Here is a 22,248-nt window from a genome sequence, read left to right as displayed (position 1 = left end):
CGGGCAATTGCTGGGAGACAACTCGTTTTGTCTCCCACACCTATCTCGACCCGCCGCAAGAAAGTTCTGTCGGGCAATCTGCATGTTTCATCTACAACCGTCGCAAAGCGCCGCGAAGTAACCGGATCGGGACTTTCGGACGCGGATTAACGGCAGGCGGTCATCCGCCTGGCGCGGTGGTTGCTCTCGCTATTATGCGGGAGCAGACAGACGGTCACTGGGCTTGCACAAAAAGCATAGTTCTGTGTGCACCGGCGCCGTTATTCCGGCAAAAAGCACGGCTCCGGAATATGGCATCACGATATCGCTGCCGTCGGCGCGTCTCCCGATGACCTCCCCTTTTTCAACTTTTTCGCCAGCCGCGAACTGCTTGAGCAAGCGGTCATCTTCGTGATCCGCCAGAATAGCATCGCTGATTTCAAGCACCCGTGACGGGTCCGCCGCGGCTGGCTGCGCGGAAATCAGGCCGAGCGAGGCCATTCCGTTGACGACACAATCATAACCGACTTGAGGCCCGTTGGGATCGAGATGCTGACCGCATTCGACAGTCACGCCGTAGCCTCCCGCAAACCGCATATATTCAGTGGTGCCGATGGCATGCAGGGATGACAGCCCTTCGGTTACGCCAGCTTTCCGTTTTTGCTCAAGCGCCTTTTCGTGCGCTGGCAGCCAACCGTGGATAATGATCGGAAGGCCAAGCGCCTTGGCGAGCTTTTCTTCGGCCTCCTGATGCGCGAAAGGTTCGAGCGTTCCGTTATTGTTGCGGGGGCCAATCAGAGCAAGCGGCGGACCTTCCGAGCTGAAGGAATGAAGATCGATCAGCACATCATGGGCGCGTAGCAACGGGCAGATGATATTGGCCACGCGGTCTTCGTTATCCTGGGGGATAGCGCTTTCGGAAAGATTGCGGTTGAAATTCCGGTCGCCGAAGCGGGTATTGTTACGAAAGGCAAGTCCATTCACGACTGGCACAAAGGTCACCGTGCCGCATTCGAGGCTCCTTTGTCCGCTGCGAAACTCATGGATCAGACGTGTGATCGCGTAAGGGCCGCACGGCTCGTCGCCATGCACCGAACCGGTCACAATAAGGCGCGGACCGGGCTTCAGGCCATGGAACGTAACAGTCTCCACAGCGGTGGGCGGCGTTGTCACCAGCGGTGCGAGTGTCGTTGGCGGCCCGTCGACCGACGCGATATCGATAACCATGCCGGGGCGGACCCGGCGCGCCAGTTCCATCAGATGTTCGTGGGCTACGACGACACAGCCTGATGTACCGCTAAAATCGGGGCGGGCCGCATGCATGAAAATGGCAGAACCGCCGCGTGCGTCAGGCAAGGCATCGTTCCAGCCGACAGGGATGATCAGATCGAAAAGCCGCTCGCCCCGACGGGAGGCCTGGGTTTCGTCGGTCTCAAAAACCAGCTGGTTGTAGAAGGGATTGTCTGGATCTTCCACCCAGCGATAATTTTCAGGCTTGGGCAAAAAGGGGAAATCGAAACCGCGCGGCTCATCGCCGAAAACGGAAGGATCGTAAAAGCCATAACGCAGGGGATAGCGGCCACGGGGTGTTTTTCCGTCACCTTCACGTTTCAGCTGCGGCTCCACCAACCCATTGCGGCCTACCGCGCATTTGACGGTCCACTCCTCAATCGTGAGCAAGCCGATATGCGGGTTCTGTTGGTCTTGCCCGGTACGAACGACAATTGTGGGCTGTTCGAGCGTTCCAACCAAAAATGGATTTTGACTCATTATCCTAGCCTTGTTCTAACAAGTGACAACGGGCTCGGTGGAAAGAACTGCCCGGTGAATTGGTGAAAGCGGGAATATCGCCGGCGCGGCACTGAACGAGTGCCGATGGGCAACGAGGATTGAAGGCACAGCCTTGCGGTGGGTTGAGAGGCGAGGGAGCCTCGCCACGCATGCGATGTTTTTCAGCGGTTGGAGCCAGGGGATCGGGTATCGAAGCGATCAATGCCTGCGTATAGGGATGCAGCGGATTGGTGAAGATATCGCTCCAGATGCCTTCTTCCACGATACGGCCAAGATACATCACGGCAATGCGGTCGCTCATGTGTTCGACGACACCCAGATCGTGCGAAATCATCAACAGCGCAATGCCCAGCTCATCTTTCAGTTCCAGCAACAGATTGATGATCTGGGCGCGGATGGAAACGTCGAGCGCAGAGACAGGTTCGTCACACACAAGAAGTTTCGGCTGTACGATCAAGGCGCGCGCGATACAGATGCGTTGTCGCTGACCGCCGGAAAATTCATGGGGCCTGCGGTTCGCCGCATCGGGTTTCATGCCGACCTTGTCCAGCATGTCGACCACGCGCTTGTGAATCTCGGCTTTGTCCTTCATGCCATGGAGGCGTAGGGGAGCGGCAAGCGCCTCGCCCACGGTACGGCGCGGATTCAATGAAGCAAACGGGTCCTGAAACACCATCTGTACGTTGCGCGCTTGCGCCAGAGGGTCACTGCGTACATTCGCCGCCATATTGTGACCCATAACATGAACGGAACCGGACGTGACCGGAACGAGTCCCATGATTGCGCTTGCAAGAGTAGATTTCCCGCAACCGCTTTCCCCCACCAAACCCAGACATTCGCCCGCTTTGATGGACAAGGAGATTCCATTGACCGCTTTCAGGGTCTTTTTTCTAAAGTTTTCGCGAACCGAGTAATGGACGCAAAGGTCCTGAATGGCCAGCACTTCCGCGGGGTCTTCATTGCGGCCAGCCGCAGGGGCCATATCGGAATTCAGTTCAATCATGATGAAAACACCTAATCGATCCCCTTGCGTCGAGGGATGTGAGCGGTGGCATGGCTGTCCGACAGGCATCGCTGACCCGCGGACAACGCGAAGCAAAGCCGCACCCGATGTCGCGTTCCATCAAGCCGGGAACGACGCCTTTGATCTCCGTCAGACGCGAACGCCCTTCCGCCAGACGCCGCCCCAGACGCGGTAGCGACGCGACGAGCCCCCGTGTGTAGGGATGGCGTGGGTCAGTGAAGATTTCACTTGCAGGGCGCTGTTCCACAATATGGCCGGCATACATGACCGCAACCCGATGGCACATGCGTGCCACCAGTCCCAGATCATGGGAGATCATGAGAACCGCCGTGCCGCGTGCCATGCACAGATCAAGGATCAATTCAACGATCTCCGCCTGAATGGTAACGTCCAGCGCGGTGGTCGGCTCGTCGGCGATCAGCAGCGCCGGATCGCATGCCAGCGCAATGGCGATCATCACCCGCTGGCGCATGCCTCCGGATAGCTGGTGCGGATAATCCCTGATGCGCCGCTCCGGGCTTGGAACCTGAACCTGCTCCAGCGCCTCAATGGCTTTCGAGCGGGCCTGACGCGGGTTCATGCCCTTGTGCAGCACGAACATTTCACCGATCTGATCGCCGATCGTCATCAGGGGATTAAGGGACGTCATCGGTTCCTGAAAGATCATGGCGACGCGATCACCCCGCAATCGCCGCAGGTCCTTGTTGGGCAGACGACTGATATCTTGGCCTTCCAGGAGAACTCTTCCCTGCGTTACGTGCATCGGCTCGCGCAGCAATCCCGCGATCGTCAGCGCGCACAGGCTTTTGCCGCAGCCCGATTCCCCGACCAGCCCAAAGACTTCGCCGGACCGGATGGAAAAATTCAGATCGTTGACTGCCGGGAAGGTACGGCCCCTTGCGCGCAACGCGATTGAAAGGTCATCGACCTGCAAAATTGAATTGTCGGTCATCAGCGCTTTGACCTCCCATGCGGATCGAGCAGGTCGCGCAGTCCGTCTCCCAACATGTTGAAGCCGAGAACGGTAATGAAAAGCGCCATTCCCGGGAAAATCGCGACCCATGGCGCCACCATCAGTTGCTCGCGGGCGCGCGCCAACATGCCGCCCCAGCTCGGCGCCGGCGGAACGACACCCAGTCCCAGAAATGACAGCGATGCTTCCGCCATGATTGCCGATCCGATGCCCATCGTGGCCACCACGATCAGGGGGCCGCCGATATTGGGAAGAATTTCCCGCATCATGATGTAAAGCTTGTTGAAACCGAGCGTACGCGCTGCCTGCACGTAATTCTGTGATTTCTGGGTGAGAACCTGCGCACGTGAAATGCGGCAGCTATAGGCCCAATCGGTGAGACCCAGCGCTATCAACAGGCTCAGAAGCCCCGGTCCAAGCACGGCCATCAGCGCCAGTGCAAAGACGATGGTGGGAATTGACAGCATCAAATTGGTAAGGCCTTGGACAAACTCGTCCCACCAGCCGCCAATATAGCCCGCCGAGAGTCCGAGCAATACGCCGATACACGTATTCATCATTTGGATGGCAAGTCCGATCATCAGCGAAATGCGCGCGCCATAGACGATGCGCGAAAAAATATCCCGGCCCTGCTCGTCAGTGCCGAACCAGAACTGCGCGCTTGGCGCTTCTTCGGCATAAAGGAGATTGGAATTGGAGACCGGATCGTAGTGGGCGATCCACGGTGCGAAGACTGCTACCAGAACGATGGTCACGAATATCGTGAGCCCTATGAGAAGATTGGAGCGTATCATGAATGCCGCCTGTCCCGGTCGAAATGTCTGAATAAGTGCAAAGGGCGCTTTTCCATAAGCGATCACCGATATCGGATGCGTGGATCAATCGCGAGATAGGCGATGTCGACGAGCGTATTGATGACGAGGAAGAAGAGCACGATCACAAGGATGCACCCCTGCACCGTTGGAATGTCGCGCATGGAGACCGACTGCGTAAGCAGCGAACCGATCCCCGGCCAGGCAAACAGGTTTTCGATAACCACCGATCCGCCAAGCATTGAGCCGAACTGCAAGCCGATCGTTGTCAGGATCAAAACGAATGCATTGCGCGCCATATGCCTGGTCACGATGCGGAGTTCCGAATTGCCTTTCGATCTGGCCGTGCGAACAAAATCGGCATTCATGGTCTCGAGAACGGCTGCGCGGGTCGTGCGCGCCAATAGCGCCATCGGGGCAATGCCGAGCGCCAGAGCCGGCAATATCAGGTTCTTTAGGCTGCCATTGCCATAACCGAAAGTAGGCAAGAGCCCCAGTTTCAGCGAGACGAAATACATCGCCAGCAAGCCGAACCAGAAGCCGGGTAACGACAGGCCCGATACCGCTGTTATCATGGCTGTCGTATCCAGCCAGGTTCCCTGTCTTACAGCAGCCAGAAAGCCGAGCGGCAAGCCAATGATGATGGCAAAGAAAATAGCGGCGACGGCAAGCTTGAACGAGGCGACAATGCGGCCAGACAACATCGCCGCAACGGGACGCTGCGTGGAGAAAGACTTCCCAAGATCGCCAGTTGCAAGGCCGGTGATATATTTGCCGAACCGGTCCAGCAGAGGGTCTTTCAGCCCCAGCTCCTTTTCGATACGCTCCACAACCGCCGGGTCAATGTCACGCTTGTCGCCTGCAAGCGACGACACAAACGTGCCGGGCATCACGCTGAACAGAAAGAAAATCAGCGTTATTGCAGCAAAGACCGTGACCAGAGATTGCAGCAGTCGTCTGCCAATCACCATCAACATAAGGATATCCACAATAGGGTCTGGAGCGCACGCCGGCCTACGGACCGATTGCGCTGATAGCGTTCACTTTTGAACGCCGCGTTTCAAAGACATGCGAGAGGCGCTCTCGCTCGTTCCCCGGCAGCCCGGCACCGCACGTCCTGTCGGGCGCGCGGTGCCGGATTCCGGGCGCTCATTGCCTGCCGGGAGCATTTTCGTCGAGCCAAAGCGAATCCACCTCGATAATCGCCGCTTCGGTTACATTGGCGTCGACGCCATGAATCCATGGTTGGGTCGCCACGACAGCCTTGTTGTAATTGTTGAACCAGACGGGCGCTTTTTCGAAAATATAGCCGTCCGCCTTTTTCAACAGTTCCACACGTTTGGCCGGGTCCGCTTCAGCGGCAGCCTCATCAAGGATCGCATCGTAAGCCGGATCTTTGAACGCACTGCGATTAAAGCCGGAACGGCTTACGCGGCTGTCGAAGCAGCGCAGTGCATTGAGCGAATCCGGGCCCGTCCCGGCCGAGCGGAACCAGGCCATTGCCTTGCCCTGATCCATTTCGTCAACAAGCGTATTGGAATCCACAACCTTCGCCGTGGCGGTAATGCCCACCTCCTTGAGAAACGGCATCATGGCTTCCAAGACTCCGAGGCTCGAGGTTCCTTCCGTCACCGAAACCGACACTTCGAAACCATTCGGATAGCCAGCTTGCGCCAGAAGCTCCTTCGCCTTGGCCGGGTCGTAAGGATAAGGTGCGCGTTCCTTGTCGAAAGCTGCGGCGGTGGCGGGCAACCAGCCCGTCGCCTTGTAAGCCTTGTCCTTGAGAAGCTTGTGGATAATGATATCGCGGTCGACTGCATAATTGATCGCCTGGCGCACGCGCACATCATCGAAAGGCTTCTTCTCGGTATTCATGCCCATGTGGCGGGTGAAGACTTCTGAAATTTCGATCAGGCCCTTGGAAAGTTCAGGATCGGCCTTGTAGAGGACATAGGCATTTTCCGACAAAACGGTCGCGTCCAGTTCGCCTGCACGGAAAGCCATATCAAGCGCGCTGTTATCGCCGGAAATGGTGAATTCAACCGCGTCGGCATAGGGTTTGCCCGGTTTGAAATATTTGTCGAATTTCTTGCCTGAAATCTTGGAGCCCTCGACATGGCTTTCAAATTTGAATGGTCCGAGCCCAACCGGATGAGAAAGGAAATTTCCACTTTCCACTTCTTCCCGCGGCAGGATTGCCGTTATGGCTTCGAAGAACTGCGTTCCGGGGTCGACGAGATTCTTGAATGTCAGCGAGAATGTACGGTCATCGATTTTTTTGATGCCGCTGATTTCCTTGGCCTCGCCTTTTGCATATTCCTGGGCGCCAACCAGTGTTCCCACTTGCACCGCCCCCGGATAGCCCTTCGTCGGGTCCATGATACGCGTGTAAGACCAGACCACGTCGTCCGTCGTCAGTTTGCGGCCATTGTGAAAATAGATATTGTCGAAAAGTTCATAAGTGAAAGTCTTGCCGTCTTCGCTGGTCTTGACCAGCTTGGCAAGGTCGAGTGCCGGTGCATTCTTTTCCGAATCCCACGTATAGAGGGACCGATGAAACGCCTTGGAGACAACCATATCCTGTGATGTATAGGTTGCATGCGGATCGAGGCTCTTGAGAGCTGCACCGTAAGGCGCTGCCAGATGCAACGTGCCGCCGGACTGAGGTGCGTCGGCCCAAGCAGAGAAAGTCGGTACCGCTACCGACAATGCCGCGCCGAACAGCGCCGCCTTGATAATCGAACGATAGTTCATCTTTTCCCCTTGTGTTTAGTTGGTTTTATCTATGCCTGGCTTTGAAATGCATATTCGTGAAAGCGCTTCGCAAACGTGGGAAGGAAGCTTTTGTCATCTGCCGCCCACTTGCTGTCGCACATGACGAACAAGACAAAACTCTTGCCGTCCGGCGTCTCTCCATAAACCAGATCATGTCTGGTCCAGGACGTATGCCCGCCTTTCGACCAGGTCATCACTTCTGGCGGCAAGCCCTCCACCAGAAAGCCGCGAACCTGATCCCCTTCCGGCTCAGCGTCGTTCGGATGCCGCTGAAATTCGCGATTCATAAGCTCCATCATCCACTTTGAACGCGGACGGGCATTGCGCGCGATATCGTGCAGGAGTGCGGCGCCCGCCAGAGGCGTAAGCAGATTGCCGTTCCGGCCATTGCGGATCTGTTTGGCGCGACCATAGGGGCTGTCTTCGTAGGTGCCGTGCAAGACATTGATGCCTGCAAACTCCACGCGGTTTTGTGAATCGTACCATTGCTGGACGCGGTGGCGCGCAGCACACCAGTCTTCAAGCGCCTTGCCTTGCAGGCAGGCGCCGTCATCCGCCCCTGTCAGGCGGCCAACGAGGTAAACCGTGGCCTCATTGGATGAAATCGCCATCATCTGCGCTGCAGCGCGATCATCTTCCTCGTCTTCGGCAATTATACCCATCTCACGGAATGCGGCCAGAGCATCCAGGAAGAACAGCTTGACAACGCTTGCCGGATAGATCGGCTTGTCTGCCCGATGCCCATACCATGGCGTTTGCAGGAACGGGCCGGGATCGCGCGACCGCAATGTTGCATCGTAGATGGAAGCGGCAACACCAACTTGACTTTCATCGAGCCTCCCGCCGGTCGCCGCCAGTGCGTCCGCCAGTGCGCGCTGCGCCGGATGGGAGATGAGAGTGTTGGTGTCCATTTTTATCCCCTTGTTTTACGCTGATTTAGCCAAGGAAATCCTTCTTTTGATATAGAAAACTTGTTCGAACTTCATGCATATCCGATATGAAGTATCGGCCTTGAGGCTCGGCTAAAGCGAGAAATCCATGCATCCACGCAAAAATCATATCAATCTTCGTCAAGTGGAAATTTTTCGCGCGACCATGAAATTTGGTACTGTCACGGCCGCTGCTGCTGCTCTTGGGTCTTCCCAGCCCACCATCACCCGCGAGCTGTCCAGACTGGAGGAGCATATCGGGTTTCGCCTGTTCGAGCGGCGCTTGCAGCGCTTGGTGCCGACGGCAAGAGCGCTCAAGCTGTTTGAGGACGTGCAGGCTTCATTCATTGGCCTGGATCGTATCAACGGCTTCATCGATCGCCTGCGCGAAGCCTCTGAGGAAATCCTGACAGTCGCCTCACTGCCGGCCTTTGCGCTGACCATATTGCCGGAGGCGGTTAGGCGATTGAGTGCGGACTATCCTGATTTGACTTTGCAAATCAGCACCGTTGACCCACGCAATCAGTCAAGCATTTCAGGCTTCAACTTCGACATCGGATTGATTGAAGACGTTTACACCGAGCGTGACGCCGATGCTCGCATTCTGTGGACTTTCAAGCTCGTTGCTGTGCTGCCCCCGCAGCATCCTCTTGCAACCCGGGATTTTCTCGAACCGGCCGATTTTGAAGGTGTCAACTTCATAAGCCTCGGGCCCCGGGACCCTTACAGGCTGAGTGTGGAACGCATATTCGATATGGCCGGCACACAGCGCCGTCTGTTCCTGTCGTCACAATCAGCCGGCGGCGTATGCGAATTGGTTCTGCGAGGCTTGGGCGCTTCAATCGTCAATCCCCTCACGGCACTCAGCTACGAGCCACAAGGCCTGGTCTTGAAACCCTTTCTGCCTGCTCAGGATTTTGTGCTGTCCGTCCTAAGCCCCTTCAACCGGCCAATTGTTGCCAGCTCGGAAGCCCTTGTGAAGCATCTATCGCAAATCTGTGCGGAAACACACGATACGCTGGTTCGGAAGGGCTTGGTCTTCTCCGAGAACAAGAGAACTTAGCCGGTTTTTGACGACAGACCATCAATACTTGTCATGCCAGGCTGAGACTTTTCATCACCTTGCGAAGCGTTGAAACGCTTTGATAGCCCGCTTCCACACTCGCCACCGCCAATGGGACGCCTTCCGCCTGCCGGCGCATGGCATGGGAGGCACGCAGGCGCTGACGCCATTCGATAAAGCTCATCCCCGTTTCCTGGCGAAATTTGCGCGTCATCGTCCGGCGGCTCATTCCCACCTGTTCGGCCCAATCGTCGATGGTCAGATCCAGGCCGGGATCCTCGAGAAGATTCCGGCACAGTTTTCGCAGCTGTTTTTCGGCTGGAAGCGGCACCGTCAGCGGTTGTCTGTCCGCACAGCGGATTTCGTCCAGAATGAGGGCGGAAAGATGCCGGCCGCGTCCGTTTTCATCGTAAAGCACGGGCTCCTGCGCAAGCGCCTGAATGCTGGCATCGAGCAGTGCCGAGACCTTGAGCACCCGCGTCTCCTCCCACAGGTCCCGCGAAATGTTCCCTTCAAGATAGACCGAATACATCTCCGTTTCGCCGAACGTTTCCACCGCGTGCGGCAGATCGGGTCTCAGCAGCACCGCATAACCGCTTGGCAGCATGAAGGCGCCTTCTTCGGTCAGGGCCGTCATGTAGCCGGTATTTCCGTAGAGCAATTGTCCGCGCCGATGACTGTGCCAGCCAAAATTCATGCCGGTTTTATATTCACGCCGCATGACCGCCAGTGGCCGCGGCAGATCCTGATAGTCGATGGCGTGTTTCGGTCGCATGCAAATTTCCGTTTGGCCCAATTTGACTGAAATTGTCATATTTCACGGAAATTGCAGAATTTCGACCCGATTGCAACGGAGTTTGGCCTGACTCCATCAAGGTTGCTGAAATATATTCGGCTACATAACGCGTTCATTGATAAGCACAAATTAGAATTATTCTGAAATTCAAATTTGCGCAACGCCAAAATCACGATATAGCCCGCAGCCATCATAGCCAGCGGGGTAACATGCCGCCCGCTGGCTCCGCAGCGGGCGTCTTGGAAATGCTCCTGTGCAGCCTGTCGCAGCCAATGTGCAGCGCGCAGTCGATTTGCAGATTCGCGACGAACAGGACTGGCAAACATTGATCGGCGACGGCTCGGTTCGCAGCCTGAAACTGTCGGTTGGTGATGTAACACAAGCGTTCCGTGACGCCAAACATGATCGAGCCGCCGAAAATCCTGAAACGACCGATCCGGAAGACGAATTCATTGAGCTTTATGTTGCGCCAGTTTCAGTGCCGTCGATCGGCATCAGCCTGCTTGGAAAGGATGGCTTTGAACGTCTGCAAAAGCGGCTGAAGCCGGGACGTCAGGCGGTTCTGGTTGCGGGCGACGGAGCCTATTCTTTCAAGGGCTCCGGATATGTGCGCGGCGGTATCTTTGACCGCATTGAGTTGATGCAGGACGGACAGGGCGTACGTTTCCGCGACAAGAACCATACCCGTATCGGCGATATCATGGCCGATGGCGCACCACGCCTGCGTGAGATAGCACTATTCGAGGTGCCGGACGGGTTTGCCTTCGACGTAGCGGAACCGTGGGATTTGCAGCTTTTGGTGCAGCGCGGTTTCGGAGCGCGGGACAAGGCCAATATAAGCTACGATCTCGGCTATCGTTTACCGGAAAAATATCTGGTGAAGCAGCCGGAACGCGCTCCTATCCAGCCTGCTGCATCGACCGCCGATGCACCGCGTCAGCCGCGCCCGGTGGGTGAAGCAAAAGCGGCTGACATTCTGGGTGATGGCAATCCGCTCTGGGTCCAGATGTGGGAGATGAACCGTGTCAATGTGGTCATTACCGCCCTTGCCATTACGGTTCTCGTCGGCATCTTCTTCTTCCAGAACAGTCTGGTCAGGCATCCACGCTTCTTCACCTGGCTACGGCGCAGCTATCTCCTGTTCATCCTCGTCTGGCTTGGCTTCTATAACAATGCGCAGTTGTCGGTCGTCAACGTACTGACCTTCACCAACTCCCTGATTACCGGCTTCAATTGGGAATTCTTCCTGACTTCGCCGCTGATCTTCATTCTGTGGGCATCAGTGGCGGCAGGACTGCTGTTCTGGGGGCGCGGACCGTTCTGCGGCTGGCTGTGTCCGTTTGGCGCTCTCCAGGAACTCACCAACAATCTCGCCCAGTGGCTGAAGGTTCCACAGGTCAAGCTGCCGTGGGGACTGCATGAACGCCTCTGGCCTCTGAAATATATGATCTTCCTCGGCCTGTTCGGGCTGTCGCTCTATTCTGTCGCGCTGGCTGAAGTATTTGCGGAGGTCGAGCCGTTCAAAACCTCGATAATACTCAAATTCGCGCGCGACTGGCCATTCGTCATTTACGCGCTGACACTTCTGGCTGCGGGCCTGTTCATAGAGCGCTTCTACTGTCGCTATCTATGCCCGCTTGGAGCCGCGCTTGCCATTCCTGGGCGCATCCGCATGTTTGAATGGCTGAAACGTTGGCCGGAATGCGGTTCGCCCTGCCACCGCTGCGCCAAGGAATGCCCGGTCGAGGCGATCCATCCCGAAGGTCAGATCAATGTCAATGAATGTATCTACTGCATGCATTGTCAGGAACTTTATCACGACGACCAGCGCTGCCCGCACATGATCCAGGTGCGCGTGAAGCGTGAAAAATTCGCAGCCCGCAATGCTCCCCTCGCAGCGGCTGCCGAACGTGGCGGCGGACCGGCCAGACCCGTCATCTCAATCAAGGGAAAGCCGGTTGAAGACGCAGCCGATGCCGGTCCTGCTGTTTGATTTTCTAAAGGAGAGAAGCATGACTGAAGAAACCAGGAAAACGCAGCTCAGTCGAAGACAGCTGCTTGGTACGTCAGCCTTTGTGGCTGCTGCCGGTGCAAGCGGTCTTGGTGGGGCGCTATTTGCGGGCTCGACCGAACCGGCATTGGCCGCTGGCGGGGCGAAGGGCGCCAGTCAGAGTGCCGAGGTGAAACCTGGGGAGTTGGACGAATATTATGTCTTCTTTTCCAGCGGACAAACCGGTGAGATCCGTATCGTCGGCCTGCCGTCGATGCGCGAATTAATGCGCATTCCAGTGTTCAATCGCGATAGCGCGACTGGCTGGGGCCAGACAAACGAGAGCCTGAAGGTGCTGACCGAAGGTCTACTGCCGCAAGATCGCGAATTCCTTAAGGACCGCGGCGGCATATTCCTGAATGGCGACTTGCACCACCCGCATCCGTCCTTCACCGAAGGCACCTATGACGGCCGTTATCTCTATGCCAACGACAAGGCCAATACGCGCGTCTGCCGCATCCGTCTCGACGTGATGAAATGCGACAAGATCATCCAGCTTCCGAACCAGCACACTGTGCATGGCTTGCGCGTCCAGAAATATCCGAAAACTGGATATGTTTTCTGCAATGGTGAAGATCGCGCGCCGATCCCGAATGACGGCAGCAATCTGACGGACACCAAGCAATATCATGCGATCTTCACGGCCGTTGACGGCGAGACCATGAAGATTGCCTGGCAGGTCATGGTTGACGGCAATCTAGACAATGTGGACTGCGACTATCAGGGCAAATATGCTTTTGCGACCTGCTACAATTCGGAGGAAGGTACGACGCTTGCCGAAATGATGTCGAGCGAGCAGGATTGGGTCGTCATCTTTAACCTGAAGCGCATCGAAGAGGCGGTTGCCAAGGGCGATTTCAAGGAAATCAACGGCGTACCGGTCATTGATGGGCGTCATGGTTCCAAATATACCCGTTACGTTCCCGTGCCGAACAGCCCACACGGCATCAACACCGCGCCAGACGGTATTCATGTAGTCGCGAACGGCAAGCTGTCGCCAACCGTGACTGTGTTCGACGTTCGCAAGTTCGACGAGCTTTTTGACGACAAGATCCAGCCCCGCGATGTTGTGGTTGCCGAACCGGAACTCGGACTTGGGCCATTGCATACGGCTTACGACGGCAGGGGCAATGCCTATACGACGCTCTTCATCGACAGCCAGATCTGTAAATGGAACATTGAGGACGCCAAGCGAGCCTTCAAGGGTGAGAAGGTTGATCCGATCCTCCAGAAGCTTGATGTGCATTATCAGCCGGGCCACAACCACACTTCCATGGGGCAAACCAAGGAAGCTGACGGTCAGTGGCTGATTTCGCTCAACAAGTTCTCCAAGGACCGCTATCTCAATGTTGGTCCGCTCAAGCCCGAAAATGATCAGCTCATAGATATTTCCGGCGAGAAGATGGTGATTGTCCATGACGGACCGAGTTTTGCAGAACCGCACGATGCGACGATCGTTCATCGCTCCAAGATCAACCCTGTCAATTTCTGGAGCCGTGAGGATCCATTTTTCGCCGATGCTGTCGCACAGGCAAAGGCCGATGGTCTCGACCTGATGGACGCCAACGAGGTGGTCCGGGATGGTAACAAGGTGCGCGTTTACATGACATGTGCCGCGCCAGCCTTCGGTCTCACCGAATTCACCGTCCAGCAAGGCGATGAGGTGACGGTTTATGTCACCAATATTGATGAAATCGAAGACCTTACCCACGGCTTTGCCATCATCAACTACGGTGTCAACATGGAGGTGGCGCCACAGGCGACGGCGTCCGTCACCTTCACGGCCAACAAGCCGGGAGTGTGGTGGTATTACTGCTCGTGGTTCTGTCACGCCATGCACATGGAAATGAAGGGCCGAATGCTTGTGGAACCGAAGAAGGCCTGACTGCCATGAGGTTCCCCCGCCCGTTTCAGTCCTTTGGCGCCGCAATGCTGCTGGCTGTCGTTCTTTGCAACGGTTTGCAGGCGCGCCAGCTTGATGTCGTGGCAGGCGAAGGCTTACAGGCGGCTATTGACAAAGCGGAGCCGGGCGATGTCGTCCGGCTTCTGAAAGGCAACCACAGTGGCGCGGTCACGATTGACCGCGCCATTGAATTGACCGGGGAGCGGGGTGCGGTTGTGGACGGCCTCGGTTCGGGCAATGTCATAACGGTCAACGCGCCGGACGCTATCGTTCGCGGGCTGGAAGTGCGTGGCTCGGGCGATAATATGTCGGCCCTCAATTCTGGAATTTTCGTGGCCCGAACCGCCACGCGCGCACGGGTCGAGAATAATCGCCTTGTTGATAATCTCTATGGGATTTATTTGCACGGCGCTGCAAACTCCATTGCGCGCGGCAATGAGATCAACGGCCGCCGGGGCGTGCGCATGGCGCAGACCGGCAGCGGCGTTTCCATATGGAATGCACCCGGCGCCCAGGTCATCGGCAACGTTATTCGCTATGGGCGAGACGGAATCTATACCAATGCCAGCCGCAAGAACGTCTTCCGTGACAATGTGATGGAGGATGTCAGGTTCGCCGTCCATTACATGTATACGGATGACAGCCAGGTCATCGGCAATGTTTCGCGCAACAATTCGGTCGGATTCGCGATCATGTACACCAACCGCCTCAAGGTTCTGGATAATCTGTCCGACGGCGACCGCGATCATGGCTTGCTGCTTAATTACGCCAACAGCTCGGTCATTTCCGGCAATCGCGTAATCGGGCGGATGCAATCGATAGACCGTTGGCTTGATGCTGGTGTTCAGAAGGCTGAACACGGCCTTCCCGCGGAAGACAAGACGGAGGCGGTGTCCGGCGAAACCTCACGGCTAGGTCCGGAAAAATGCGTTTTTATTTACAACGCCAACAAGAACAAGTTCACCGAGAACAGCTTCGAGAACTGCAGCATAGGCATTCACTTCACTGCCGGTTCGGAAGGCAATGCCATGAGCGGCAACGCCTTTATCAACAACCGCAATCAGGTGAAATATGTCGGAACGCGCAACCTCGACTGGTCCGTCAATGGTCGCGGCAACTACTGGAGCGACAATCCGGCCTTCGATCTCAATGGCGACGGTATCGCAGACAGTCCTTATCGGCCCAATGATCTGATCGACAAGGTTTTGTGGACTGCGCCACAAGCCAAAATTCTCATCAATAGTCCGGCAATCGAGACAATTCGTTGGGCCCAAACCCAGTTTCCGGCACTTCTGCCGGGCGGTGTTGTCGACAGCCACCCCCTTATGAAGCCGCTGCATCTGACCGATCCGGCGAAAGGAAAGCCAAATGACTGAGACAGTCATTCTTGATCAGGTCACAAAGTCTTATGGTGGGTTCAACGCCATCAGCAACGCCAGTTTCAGTCTTCACGCTGGAGAAAGTATCGCGCTGGTCGGCCATAATGGTGCCGGCAAAACAACGATGATAAAGCTCATGCTTGGACTGATCCGTCCAACCAGGGGTGCGGTTCGCGTACTGGGCGAGGACCCGGCGAGCGGTGCCTTTGCCGCCAGGTTGCGGCTTGGTTATCTGCCAGAACATGTTTCCTTCAATTTGGCGCTGACAGGGGCGGAAACGCTCGGCTTCTATGCGCGGCTCAAGAGAATGCCGGTGGCTCAAAATGTGGAGCTGCTGGAGCGCGTCGGCCTTGCCCATGCTGCGACGAGGCGGATTGGCACCTATTCAAAAGGGATGCGCCAGCGGCTGGGGCTTGCTCAGGCATTGCTTGGGCAACCGTCTGTTCTGCTGCTTGATGAACCGACGACGGGCCTTGATCCCGCTTTGCGTCAGAGTTTCTATGAAGTCCTTGAAGAATTGCGAAGCAAAGGCACGACAATCCTTATGTCGTCCCATGCCTTGACCGAACTGGAAACCAAAGTCGGACGCGTCATTATCGCCAACAAGGGCAAAATCATTGCCGATGGCTCCATCGATGCGTTGCGCCGGATCTCGCAACTGCCGCTTCGCATACGTGTGCAGACGCCAGACGCCTCCCGGTTGCCTTCGACGGCCGCCAATTCTGCGTCGCGATGGCATCGTCTCGGCCCGGATATCTTCGAAACGGAAGTGCCTACGGAAGGCAAGATGGCTCTTGTCCGCGAAATCGTGGCCATGAACGACAATCTCAAGGAACTCGATCTCATCCCGCCGACGCTCGACGAACTTTACGCTCACTTTCTCAATGCCGGAGAAGCGGCTTTCGGGGAGGCAGCAGAATGAACAATATTCTCATCATTGCTTCAAAGGAAATTCAGGAAGGCTTGCGCAATCGGTGGGTTCTGGCCACCACATTACTGCTTGCGGCGCTGGCCCTAAGCATGACTTTTCTCGGCAGCGCTCCCACTGGCAGTTCGGTTGCCGCAAGCAGGCTGGACATTGTGATCGTCAGCCTCTCCAGTCTGACCATCTTCCTCATTCCTCTCATTGCGCTTCTCATTTCGCATGATGCAATCGTCGGCGAAATGGAACGCGGCACGATGCTGCTTTTGCTGAGCTATCCGATAAGCCGGATTCAGCTGGTTTTGGGCAAGTTCATCGGCCAGCTTGCCATTCTGGCCTTCGCGACATTGTTCGGATACGGCGCGGCTGCTGTCACGCTGATTGTTGCCGGGACTGAAATGGATGCGGGGAGCGGTCTATCGCTGTTGAAACTCATCGTCTCGTCGGTACTGCTGGGAACGGTGTTCATCGCGATTGGCTTCCTTGCAAGTACCATGGTGCGCGAGCGAAGCACGGCAGCAGGTATCGCCATCGGCGTCTGGCTGTTCTTCGTGCTGATCTATGATGCAGCACTTCTTGCTCTGCTGGTTTTCGATCAGGGCCGTATGGTTGGTGGGAGCGTACTCAACGGTCTGCTTCTTCTCAATCCAGCCGATTCCTACCGACTTCTCAATTTCGGTCTTGGACAGGCCGGATCGCTGACTGGCATGGGCGGTATAGTCGGTAATGCTACACTCTCGGCTCCTGCTCTGACGCTGGCGCTTGGCTTTTGGGTCATGCTGCCTCTGTCTCTTTCTATGCTGGTTTTTTCAAGGAAAGAATTATGAAACGCGCTTTGTTTCTTGGCTCCCTGTTTCTGGTTCTGGTTGCCGGATGCTCTCCGGATGAAAAGAACGATGTCGTGATGGCTCCTTTCGCGCTGACGGAAAGCGCGATGGGCCGTTATTGCGGGATGAATGTTCTGGAACATCCTGGCCCCAAGGGCCAGATCATTCTCGAACCGGCAAACGAGGTAGTATGGTTCTCGTCCGCTCGCGACACGCTCGCCTTTACGATGCTGCCGGAGGAGCCAAAGGGGATCGCGGCGATCTACGTTTCCGACATGGCGAAAGCGCCGAGCTGGGAAGAGCCGGGAGCGGAAAACTGGGTCGATGCACACAAGGCCTTTTTCGTGATCGAAAGCGCTGCCGTAGGCGGGATGGGCGCACGGGAGGCAGTACCGTTTTCGACGCGGGAAGCAGCGGAGAAGTTCGTTGCGGAAAAGGGCGGTCGCATCAGCACTTTCTCCGAAATGCCGGAGGATTACGTTCTCGGTGGTCAATCGGCGCTGACTACCGATCTTGGAGCCGAAAGCTATGCGCATTGAGGGCAGGCAGCGTCTCAATCGTCGGGCTGTACTTGCCGGCGGCATGGCTGGAGTGACGCTCTGTGCCATCCCGAAAAAGGCAGCTACATTGGACTTGGCAGAGCCGGTCATCTGGCGTGGCCAGGCGATGGGTGCGCCTGCCAGGATAATACTTTATCATCCTGATCGCATGGCCGCCGAACGGATGCTACGTGAATCTGCTCAAGAGGCAGAAAGGCTGGAGAACATTTTCAGCCTTTATCGCACAGATTCAGAACTTGCCAAACTTAATCGAAATGGGGCCCTAGCGTCGCCTTCGCTCGATTTGGTCCAGGTTTTGCGCATTTGCCAGGAATGCTGGCGGGCCAGCGACGGCCTTTTCGATCCCACCATACAGCCTCTTTGGAATTGTCTGAAAAAACATTTCTCGCAAAACCATCCTTCTCCGAACGGCCCATCGCGACAGCTTTGGGACGAAGCGCTTGCAAAGGTAGGGTTCGATCACGTTCTATTCGACGACAACCGCATTGTCTTTTCCAAGCCATCAATGGCTCTGACCTTAAACGGTATTGTGCAGGGCTACGCCACCGACCGCGTAACGTCATTGCTGGAAAAGGCAGGAGCCGAACATGCGTTGGTTGATATGGGAGAGTACCGCGCGCTTGGCTCGAGACCGGACGGCACATCATGGCGCATAGGTATCGCTGATGTGGAAGTCGGAGATGCTGCCGAAGAATATATTGAAATCCGCAATCAGGCCCTTGCAACATCCAGTTTTGCTGGCTTTCAGTTCGATGAGTCCGGGCGGTTTAACCATTTGCTCAACCCAAAAACCGGATTTTCTGCGGCCCTTTATCGCCGGATAACTGTAGTGGCTAACGATGCAGCACGAGCCGATGCCTGGGCAACTGCGTTCAGCCTCATGGACAAGGATAAGATCGAAGCAGTTGTCAGGAGCGAGCCGGATATGTTCGTGATCGCGCGGGCGCGCTCAGGCGAAACAACAATGTTCGGCTTGTAGGATAAAAAGCCAGCAAGAAGCGCCAATAGCGCGAAGCTTTGATGATGCCTGGGCAGAATGCGTGTCATTGAGGGGAGAGAAGTCGGAGAAATGGTCATGGGGCCGTGTTCATCAATTAAAGCTATCTCATCCCTTGCAATCCCTGACGGATGCGGTTTGCATCTCCTAATGCTTTGGAACTGGGTGGCAGCAGTTCCACCCTCAATTATGCCAATTACCGGCTGAAGGATTTTTCGGTGCTGGCCGGTCCATCAGTTCGGATGGTAATTGACGTGGGGGAATGGGACAACAGCTTGTTCGTCAACAATCCGGGGCAGTCTGGCCTGCCGGGCTCGCCCCATTATACGGACCTCCTTCTCCGCTGGCAGGAGGGTCGCCATTGTCCGCTTGTCTATTCGCTAGAAGCTGCGCAGGCTGCGACCGTGCACACAATTGTGCTGGAAGCATAACCAAAAGTTCGACTTTGCGACCTATCTCGGGGTCTCCGGATGCAGGCCGGGTATTTCGCAATCAGTGTTCCGGACCCGATATTTAGAATGGTTCTTGAACGGGCTGAACGGGCTGAACGGTTGGGGAAGGAGCTTTCGTTGTCTTGCCACGCGTTACGGCGCAAAAAAAAGCCTATTTCCTTGCTGCAATTAAACTCATCGCATTTTGCATCTGGTGTGCCAGTTTATGGTTCCACAGCGCAGAGAATAGCTCGGTAACTGTCTAAATCGGACCTTGCCGACGAAGGCCAAAAGGCGGTGGAAGACACTAAATGGCGACGTTCATGTTGCTAGCGGGGGGGCGAGAAGATTTTCACTTCCGCAGAGATTTAATACTATATTTATAAGTTATCGCTAATAAAGTTCACTATCTTATTATAATAAAGTTTTAATCACTTTTCTTACACTTCATTTTACTTTTAAAGCATGTATTATTATTGGTGTATCGAATCGCAGTTGCCGTCTTTTGGGGGGGCGGATATGCGGAAACGCTCCGCTGGAGGCGCTTCCTATAACAGGCTCAAAAGCCACAAATGCAAATTTCTGACGAGTTTCTGCATTGTTTGCCTGGCGACGACGCTGGCAGCAGTTCACCCAGTCTTGGGTGGCACAAGTTTTCGGCCGGTCGTTGCTGCGGCCGATGCCGACTTGGGCAGTCTGTTACGATCACGCTGACCCTGTTAACCCGCCTTCGGATCAGTCCGAAGGTGAGATTTTTTCCGCGGCGTCCGTTCGCGGAAGTCTTTGTCAACCTTGGGGGCTCCCCCGCACCAGAGGACCATTCATGCTTATAATACACAACCGATCCGTCTCCTTCGCAGCGCGGATCGCCGACAAGTACTCATGGCATAACGGTGTTGCCATCGTCGCGCTGGCCGGGTCGCTCGCTCTGAGCGCGTCACCGACCTGGGCCGATGGCGGCCACGCCGGGATTGTAGTCTCTTCCCCTTCGGGCGCAGGTGGCACGGACGGCACCTTGGCCCAAGCGACGGGCAAGAATGGTGAATTTGCCCCCTTGGCGAGCGTCGGCGGCGCAGGAGGAGGAGGCGCGGTCGATCTCACCACTGGCAATGGCGCGCCTGGTGGGGCCAAGGGCGGTGGCAGCTTTGGCGCCGGCGTCGGCCAAGTCTATGGTGCTGCTGGGGCGACCGGCGCAGCGGGATTGACGCTAACTACGGACACCACGCTAAAAACCGCTGTCACCGGCGGTACGGGCGGCGCTGGGCAACCAAATGTCAACAACGTCAATACCACCGGCGGCGGTGGCGGCGGCGGAGTGGGCGTCACCACCAATGAGGCGCTCACGATCACCGCGACCGGTAGCGTGACGGGCGGAGCTGGTTTTGGTGCGAACAACTACGCCGGCGGCGGCGGCGGCGCAGGCATATTCTCCACCGGGCAAGTCACGGTGGCCGCAGGCGGCACGGTGACCGGCGGTGCGGGTGGTGGTGCCCTCGGCGCGAGTGCTGGCGGCGGAGGAGGTATGGGCGCGATCCTCGCTGCAGGTGGCGGACTCACCAACAGCGGGACGATCACCGGTGGCGTGGGCGGCAGGAGTACTTTAGGCGGCGGCGGTGGCGGCGATGGCGGGGCCGGCGTGTGGGTGACCGGTGGCGGCACCGTGGTCAACGCCGCTGGCGGGACGATCACCGGTGGCGTGGGCGGTGCAGGCAGATTCACTGCGAACCTCCTGGACAATACGTCGGGCCCCCGTGGCGGTTTGGGCGGCGAAGGCGTCAAGGGCAGCGATATCATCTTAATCAATGCCGGTAGCATTTCTGGCGCGATGGGCGGGGAGAGTACAGGCACAGGCGCACCGCCGACCGTGCTGGCCAACGCCGTCACCTTCCTGGGCGGGGTCAATACGCTGGAGATTTGGGCAGGATCTGTCATTACCGGCAACGTTGTTGCGTTCAGCGGGGCCGACACGCTGAGGCTGGGCGGTGATGCCGATGCGAGCTTTGATGTCTCAGAGATCGGCGCGGCGGCGCAATATCGGGGCTTCGGCATCTACGAGAAAGCCGGCAGGAGCACCTGGACGTTGGAAGGAACGACATCGGAAATCACGCCGTGGACTTTGTCCGGCGGCACCTTGTCGATCTCAAGCGACGAGAATCTCGGCGCGTCGTCAGGTACCGTAACGTTCAATGGCGGCACCTTACGGAACACGGAATCGTTCGCTTCGGCGCGCGACATGACGCTCAATGCGCTGGGCGGCACGATCGAGACGCTCGCCGACCTCACATTGTCGGGCGGGATCTCCGGCCCCGGCGCACTAACCAAGACCGGCAATGGCACGCTGACGCTTTCCGGTACCGGCAGCTATGCGGGCGAGACCAATGTCAATGGCGGCGCTCTGGTGCAAGGCGCGGCGGGTGCTTTTTCCAGCGCATCCGCTTATGCCGTTGCAAACAATGCTCTGATCGATCTTGGCGGCTATGACACCGACATGGCGGGACTGTCCAATTCCGGCACAGTCAATTTCGGCGGTTCGGGCGGCACCACGCTGAACGTTGCAGGCAACTATGTTGGCAATGGCGGCACGCTTGTCATCAACAGCGTGCTGGGCGGCGACGGCTCCACAACCGACCTGCTGAAGGTCGGTGGCGATACGTCCGGCAACACCAACCTGAAGGTCATCAATCGCGACGGGCTGGGCGCACAGACGGTCAACGGCATCGAAGTGGTCGATGTCGGTGGCCAGTCGAACGGCACCTTCTCGCTGCTGGGTGACTTTGTCACCAAGGACGGCAAGCAGGCGGTTTCCGGCGGTGCCTATGCCTATACACTGCAGCAGGGTTCGGGCACCGGCAATGAGGACGGTAACTGGTATCTGACCAGCCAGCTTGACAATCCAGGCCCCGGTCCAGATCCACGTTACAGCCCGTCGGTTCCGGTTTATGAAGGCTATCTGCAGAACATGCAGGCGCTCAACAAGCTGCCGACCTTGCAGGAACGTGTTGGCGAGCGCTACTGGACGGGACGGAACGGCGATGGC

Annotated in this window: 19 protein-coding genes and 1 pseudogene; 12 read left to right on the top strand and 8 right to left on the bottom strand. The window is 56.8% G+C overall.

The genetic code is table 11. The annotated features are described in order from the left end of the window. Positions 1–27 precede the first annotated feature (27 nt). Positions 28–150: a hypothetical protein gene (locus F9K78_RS22210; RefSeq protein WP_259698327.1), complete on the top strand. Its 123-nt coding sequence runs from the start codon at positions 28–30 to the stop codon at positions 148–150. Positions 151–192: 42 nt separating this feature from the next. Here F9K78_RS22210 and F9K78_RS07860 read toward each other — a convergent pair whose 3' ends face one another. The 7 genes from F9K78_RS07860 to F9K78_RS07830 all read right to left on the bottom strand — a co-directional run bounded on the left by F9K78_RS07860 (position 193) and on the right by F9K78_RS07830 (position 8,265). Then, complete coding sequence (locus F9K78_RS07860) at positions 193–1,749, bottom strand: L,D-transpeptidase family protein (RefSeq protein WP_121986734.1); 1,557 nt, start codon at positions 1,747–1,749, stop codon at positions 193–195. 4 nt (positions 1,750–1,753) lie between these two features. Next, a complete protein-coding gene (locus F9K78_RS07855) occupies positions 1,754–2,773 on the bottom strand; it encodes an ABC transporter ATP-binding protein (RefSeq protein ID WP_235925392.1) in 1,020 nt (339 codons plus the stop codon). After that, positions 2,766–3,746 (bottom strand): ABC transporter ATP-binding protein, encoded by a 981-nt coding sequence (locus F9K78_RS07850; RefSeq protein WP_121986735.1) that lies wholly within the window; start codon positions 3,744–3,746, stop codon positions 2,766–2,768. The genes F9K78_RS07855 and F9K78_RS07850 overlap by 8 nt, the downstream gene beginning before the upstream one ends. Then, positions 3,746–4,561 (bottom strand): ABC transporter permease, encoded by an 816-nt coding sequence (locus F9K78_RS07845; RefSeq protein WP_112584943.1) that lies wholly within the window; start codon positions 4,559–4,561, stop codon positions 3,746–3,748. Before F9K78_RS07845 ends, F9K78_RS07850 begins: the two co-directional genes overlap by 1 nt. A gap of 62 nt (positions 4,562–4,623) precedes the next feature. Continuing rightward, entirely contained in the window at positions 4,624–5,556 is a 933-nt protein-coding gene (locus tag F9K78_RS07840; RefSeq protein ID WP_121986736.1) for an ABC transporter permease, read from the bottom strand. A gap of 172 nt (positions 5,557–5,728) precedes the next feature. Next, positions 5,729–7,333 carry an ABC transporter substrate-binding protein gene (locus F9K78_RS07835; protein WP_151682121.1) on the bottom strand — a complete coding sequence of 535 codons (1,605 nt, stop codon included), beginning with the start codon at positions 7,331–7,333 and terminating at the stop codon, positions 5,729–5,731. Between the two features lie 29 nt (positions 7,334–7,362). Beyond that, positions 7,363–8,265, bottom strand: a complete 903-nt coding sequence (locus F9K78_RS07830) for a serine hydrolase family protein (protein WP_121986738.1) — start codon at positions 8,263–8,265, stop codon at positions 7,363–7,365. A gap of 127 nt (positions 8,266–8,392) precedes the next feature. On the opposite strand from F9K78_RS07830, the gene F9K78_RS07825 reads away from it, so the two are divergent. After that, a complete protein-coding gene (locus F9K78_RS07825; RefSeq protein WP_121986739.1) occupies positions 8,393–9,346 on the top strand; it encodes a LysR substrate-binding domain-containing protein in 954 nt (317 codons plus the stop codon). Positions 9,347–9,377: 31 nt separating this feature from the next. Here the strand turns inward: F9K78_RS07825 and F9K78_RS07820 are convergent, their stop codons facing one another. Next, entirely contained in the window at positions 9,378–10,067 is a 690-nt protein-coding gene (locus F9K78_RS07820; protein ID WP_315860976.1) for an AraC family transcriptional regulator, read from the bottom strand. 298 nt (positions 10,068–10,365) lie between these two features. On the opposite strand from F9K78_RS07820, the pseudogene F9K78_RS07815 reads away from it, so the two are divergent. The 10 genes and pseudogenes from F9K78_RS07815 to F9K78_RS07775 all read left to right on the top strand — a co-directional run. Further along, positions 10,366–12,135 (top strand): annotated as a pseudogene (locus F9K78_RS07815) (4Fe-4S binding protein); the annotation flags it as partial. A gap of 19 nt (positions 12,136–12,154) precedes the next feature. Next, the gene (nosZ, locus tag F9K78_RS07810) at positions 12,155–14,077 is read left to right on the top strand and encodes a TAT-dependent nitrous-oxide reductase (RefSeq protein ID WP_121986758.1); all 1,923 of its coding nucleotides are present in this window, start codon (positions 12,155–12,157) and stop codon (positions 14,075–14,077) included. A 5-nt stretch (positions 14,078–14,082) separates the two neighbouring features. After that, positions 14,083–15,471 (top strand): nitrous oxide reductase family maturation protein NosD, encoded by a 1,389-nt coding sequence (locus tag F9K78_RS07805; RefSeq protein ID WP_121986741.1) that lies wholly within the window; start codon positions 14,083–14,085, stop codon positions 15,469–15,471. Then, positions 15,464–16,396, top strand: coding sequence for an ABC transporter ATP-binding protein (locus F9K78_RS07800; protein WP_151682120.1), 933 nt, complete (start codon positions 15,464–15,466; stop codon positions 16,394–16,396). The genes F9K78_RS07805 and F9K78_RS07800 overlap by 8 nt, the downstream gene beginning before the upstream one ends. Further along, positions 16,393–17,223, top strand: coding sequence for an ABC transporter permease subunit (locus F9K78_RS07795; protein ID WP_121986743.1), 831 nt, complete (start codon positions 16,393–16,395; stop codon positions 17,221–17,223). The genes F9K78_RS07800 and F9K78_RS07795 overlap by 4 nt, the downstream gene beginning before the upstream one ends. Continuing rightward, entirely contained in the window at positions 17,220–17,762 is a 543-nt protein-coding gene (locus F9K78_RS07790) for a nitrous oxide reductase accessory protein NosL (protein WP_121980818.1), read from the top strand. Before F9K78_RS07795 ends, F9K78_RS07790 begins: the two co-directional genes overlap by 4 nt. Further along, positions 17,752–18,762 carry an FAD:protein FMN transferase gene (locus F9K78_RS07785; protein WP_121986744.1) on the top strand — a complete coding sequence of 337 codons (1,011 nt, stop codon included), beginning with the start codon at positions 17,752–17,754 and terminating at the stop codon, positions 18,760–18,762. The genes F9K78_RS07790 and F9K78_RS07785 overlap by 11 nt, the downstream gene beginning before the upstream one ends. Before the next feature lie 61 nt (positions 18,763–18,823). Then, positions 18,824–18,931, top strand: a complete 108-nt coding sequence (locus F9K78_RS22205) for a hypothetical protein (protein ID WP_328593515.1) — start codon at positions 18,824–18,826, stop codon at positions 18,929–18,931. Next, positions 18,912–19,211, top strand: coding sequence for a penicillin acylase family protein (locus tag F9K78_RS07780; RefSeq protein ID WP_253126947.1), 300 nt, complete (start codon positions 18,912–18,914; stop codon positions 19,209–19,211). The genes F9K78_RS22205 and F9K78_RS07780 overlap by 20 nt, the downstream gene beginning before the upstream one ends. Before the next feature lie 823 nt (positions 19,212–20,034). Next, a partial coding sequence (locus F9K78_RS07775; RefSeq protein ID WP_151682119.1) for an autotransporter outer membrane beta-barrel domain-containing protein occupies positions 20,035–22,248 on the top strand: 2,214 nt, incomplete at its 3' end.

This window comes from Brucella pseudintermedia (assembly GCF_008932435.1).
GTDB classification, from domain to species: domain Bacteria; phylum Pseudomonadota; class Alphaproteobacteria; order Rhizobiales; family Rhizobiaceae; genus Brucella; species Brucella pseudintermedia.
This window is presented reverse-complemented; position numbering and strand designations above follow the sequence as displayed.

What these genes read in the sequence shown, in the direction of transcription:
- F9K78_RS07820 (WP_315860976.1), bottom strand. Translation starts at nt 10,067, where the DNA reads ATGCGGCGTGAATATAAAACCGGCATGAATTTTGGCTGGCACAGTCAT.
- F9K78_RS07845 (WP_112584943.1), bottom strand. Translation starts at nt 4,561, where the DNA reads ATGATACGCTCCAATCTTCTCATAGGGCTCACGATATTCGTGACCATC.
- F9K78_RS07840 (WP_121986736.1), bottom strand. Translation starts at nt 5,556, where the DNA reads ATGTTGATGGTGATTGGCAGACGACTGCTGCAATCTCTGGTCACGGTC.
- nosZ (WP_121986758.1), top strand. Translation starts at nt 12,155, where the DNA reads ATGACTGAAGAAACCAGGAAAACGCAGCTCAGTCGAAGACAGCTGCTT.
- F9K78_RS07795 (WP_121986743.1), top strand. Translation starts at nt 16,393, where the DNA reads ATGAACAATATTCTCATCATTGCTTCAAAGGAAATTCAGGAAGGCTTG.
- F9K78_RS07785 (WP_121986744.1), top strand. Translation starts at nt 17,752, where the DNA reads ATGCGCATTGAGGGCAGGCAGCGTCTCAATCGTCGGGCTGTACTTGCC.
- F9K78_RS07830 (WP_121986738.1), bottom strand. Translation starts at nt 8,265, where the DNA reads ATGGACACCAACACTCTCATCTCCCATCCGGCGCAGCGCGCACTGGCG.
- F9K78_RS07835 (WP_151682121.1), bottom strand. Translation starts at nt 7,333, where the DNA reads ATGAACTATCGTTCGATTATCAAGGCGGCGCTGTTCGGCGCGGCATTG.
- F9K78_RS07850 (WP_121986735.1), bottom strand. Translation starts at nt 3,746, where the DNA reads ATGACCGACAATTCAATTTTGCAGGTCGATGACCTTTCAATCGCGTTG.
- F9K78_RS07855 (WP_235925392.1), bottom strand. Translation starts at nt 2,773, where the DNA reads ATGATTGAACTGAATTCCGATATGGCCCCTGCGGCTGGCCGCAATGAA.
- F9K78_RS07825 (WP_121986739.1), top strand. Translation starts at nt 8,393, where the DNA reads ATGCATCCACGCAAAAATCATATCAATCTTCGTCAAGTGGAAATTTTT.
- F9K78_RS07780 (WP_253126947.1), top strand. Translation starts at nt 18,912, where the DNA reads ATGCGGTTTGCATCTCCTAATGCTTTGGAACTGGGTGGCAGCAGTTCC.
- F9K78_RS07805 (WP_121986741.1), top strand. Translation starts at nt 14,083, where the DNA reads ATGAGGTTCCCCCGCCCGTTTCAGTCCTTTGGCGCCGCAATGCTGCTG.
- F9K78_RS07790 (WP_121980818.1), top strand. Translation starts at nt 17,220, where the DNA reads ATGAAACGCGCTTTGTTTCTTGGCTCCCTGTTTCTGGTTCTGGTTGCC.
- F9K78_RS07800 (WP_151682120.1), top strand. Translation starts at nt 15,464, where the DNA reads ATGACTGAGACAGTCATTCTTGATCAGGTCACAAAGTCTTATGGTGGG.
- F9K78_RS07860 (WP_121986734.1), bottom strand. Translation starts at nt 1,749, where the DNA reads ATGAGTCAAAATCCATTTTTGGTTGGAACGCTCGAACAGCCCACAATT.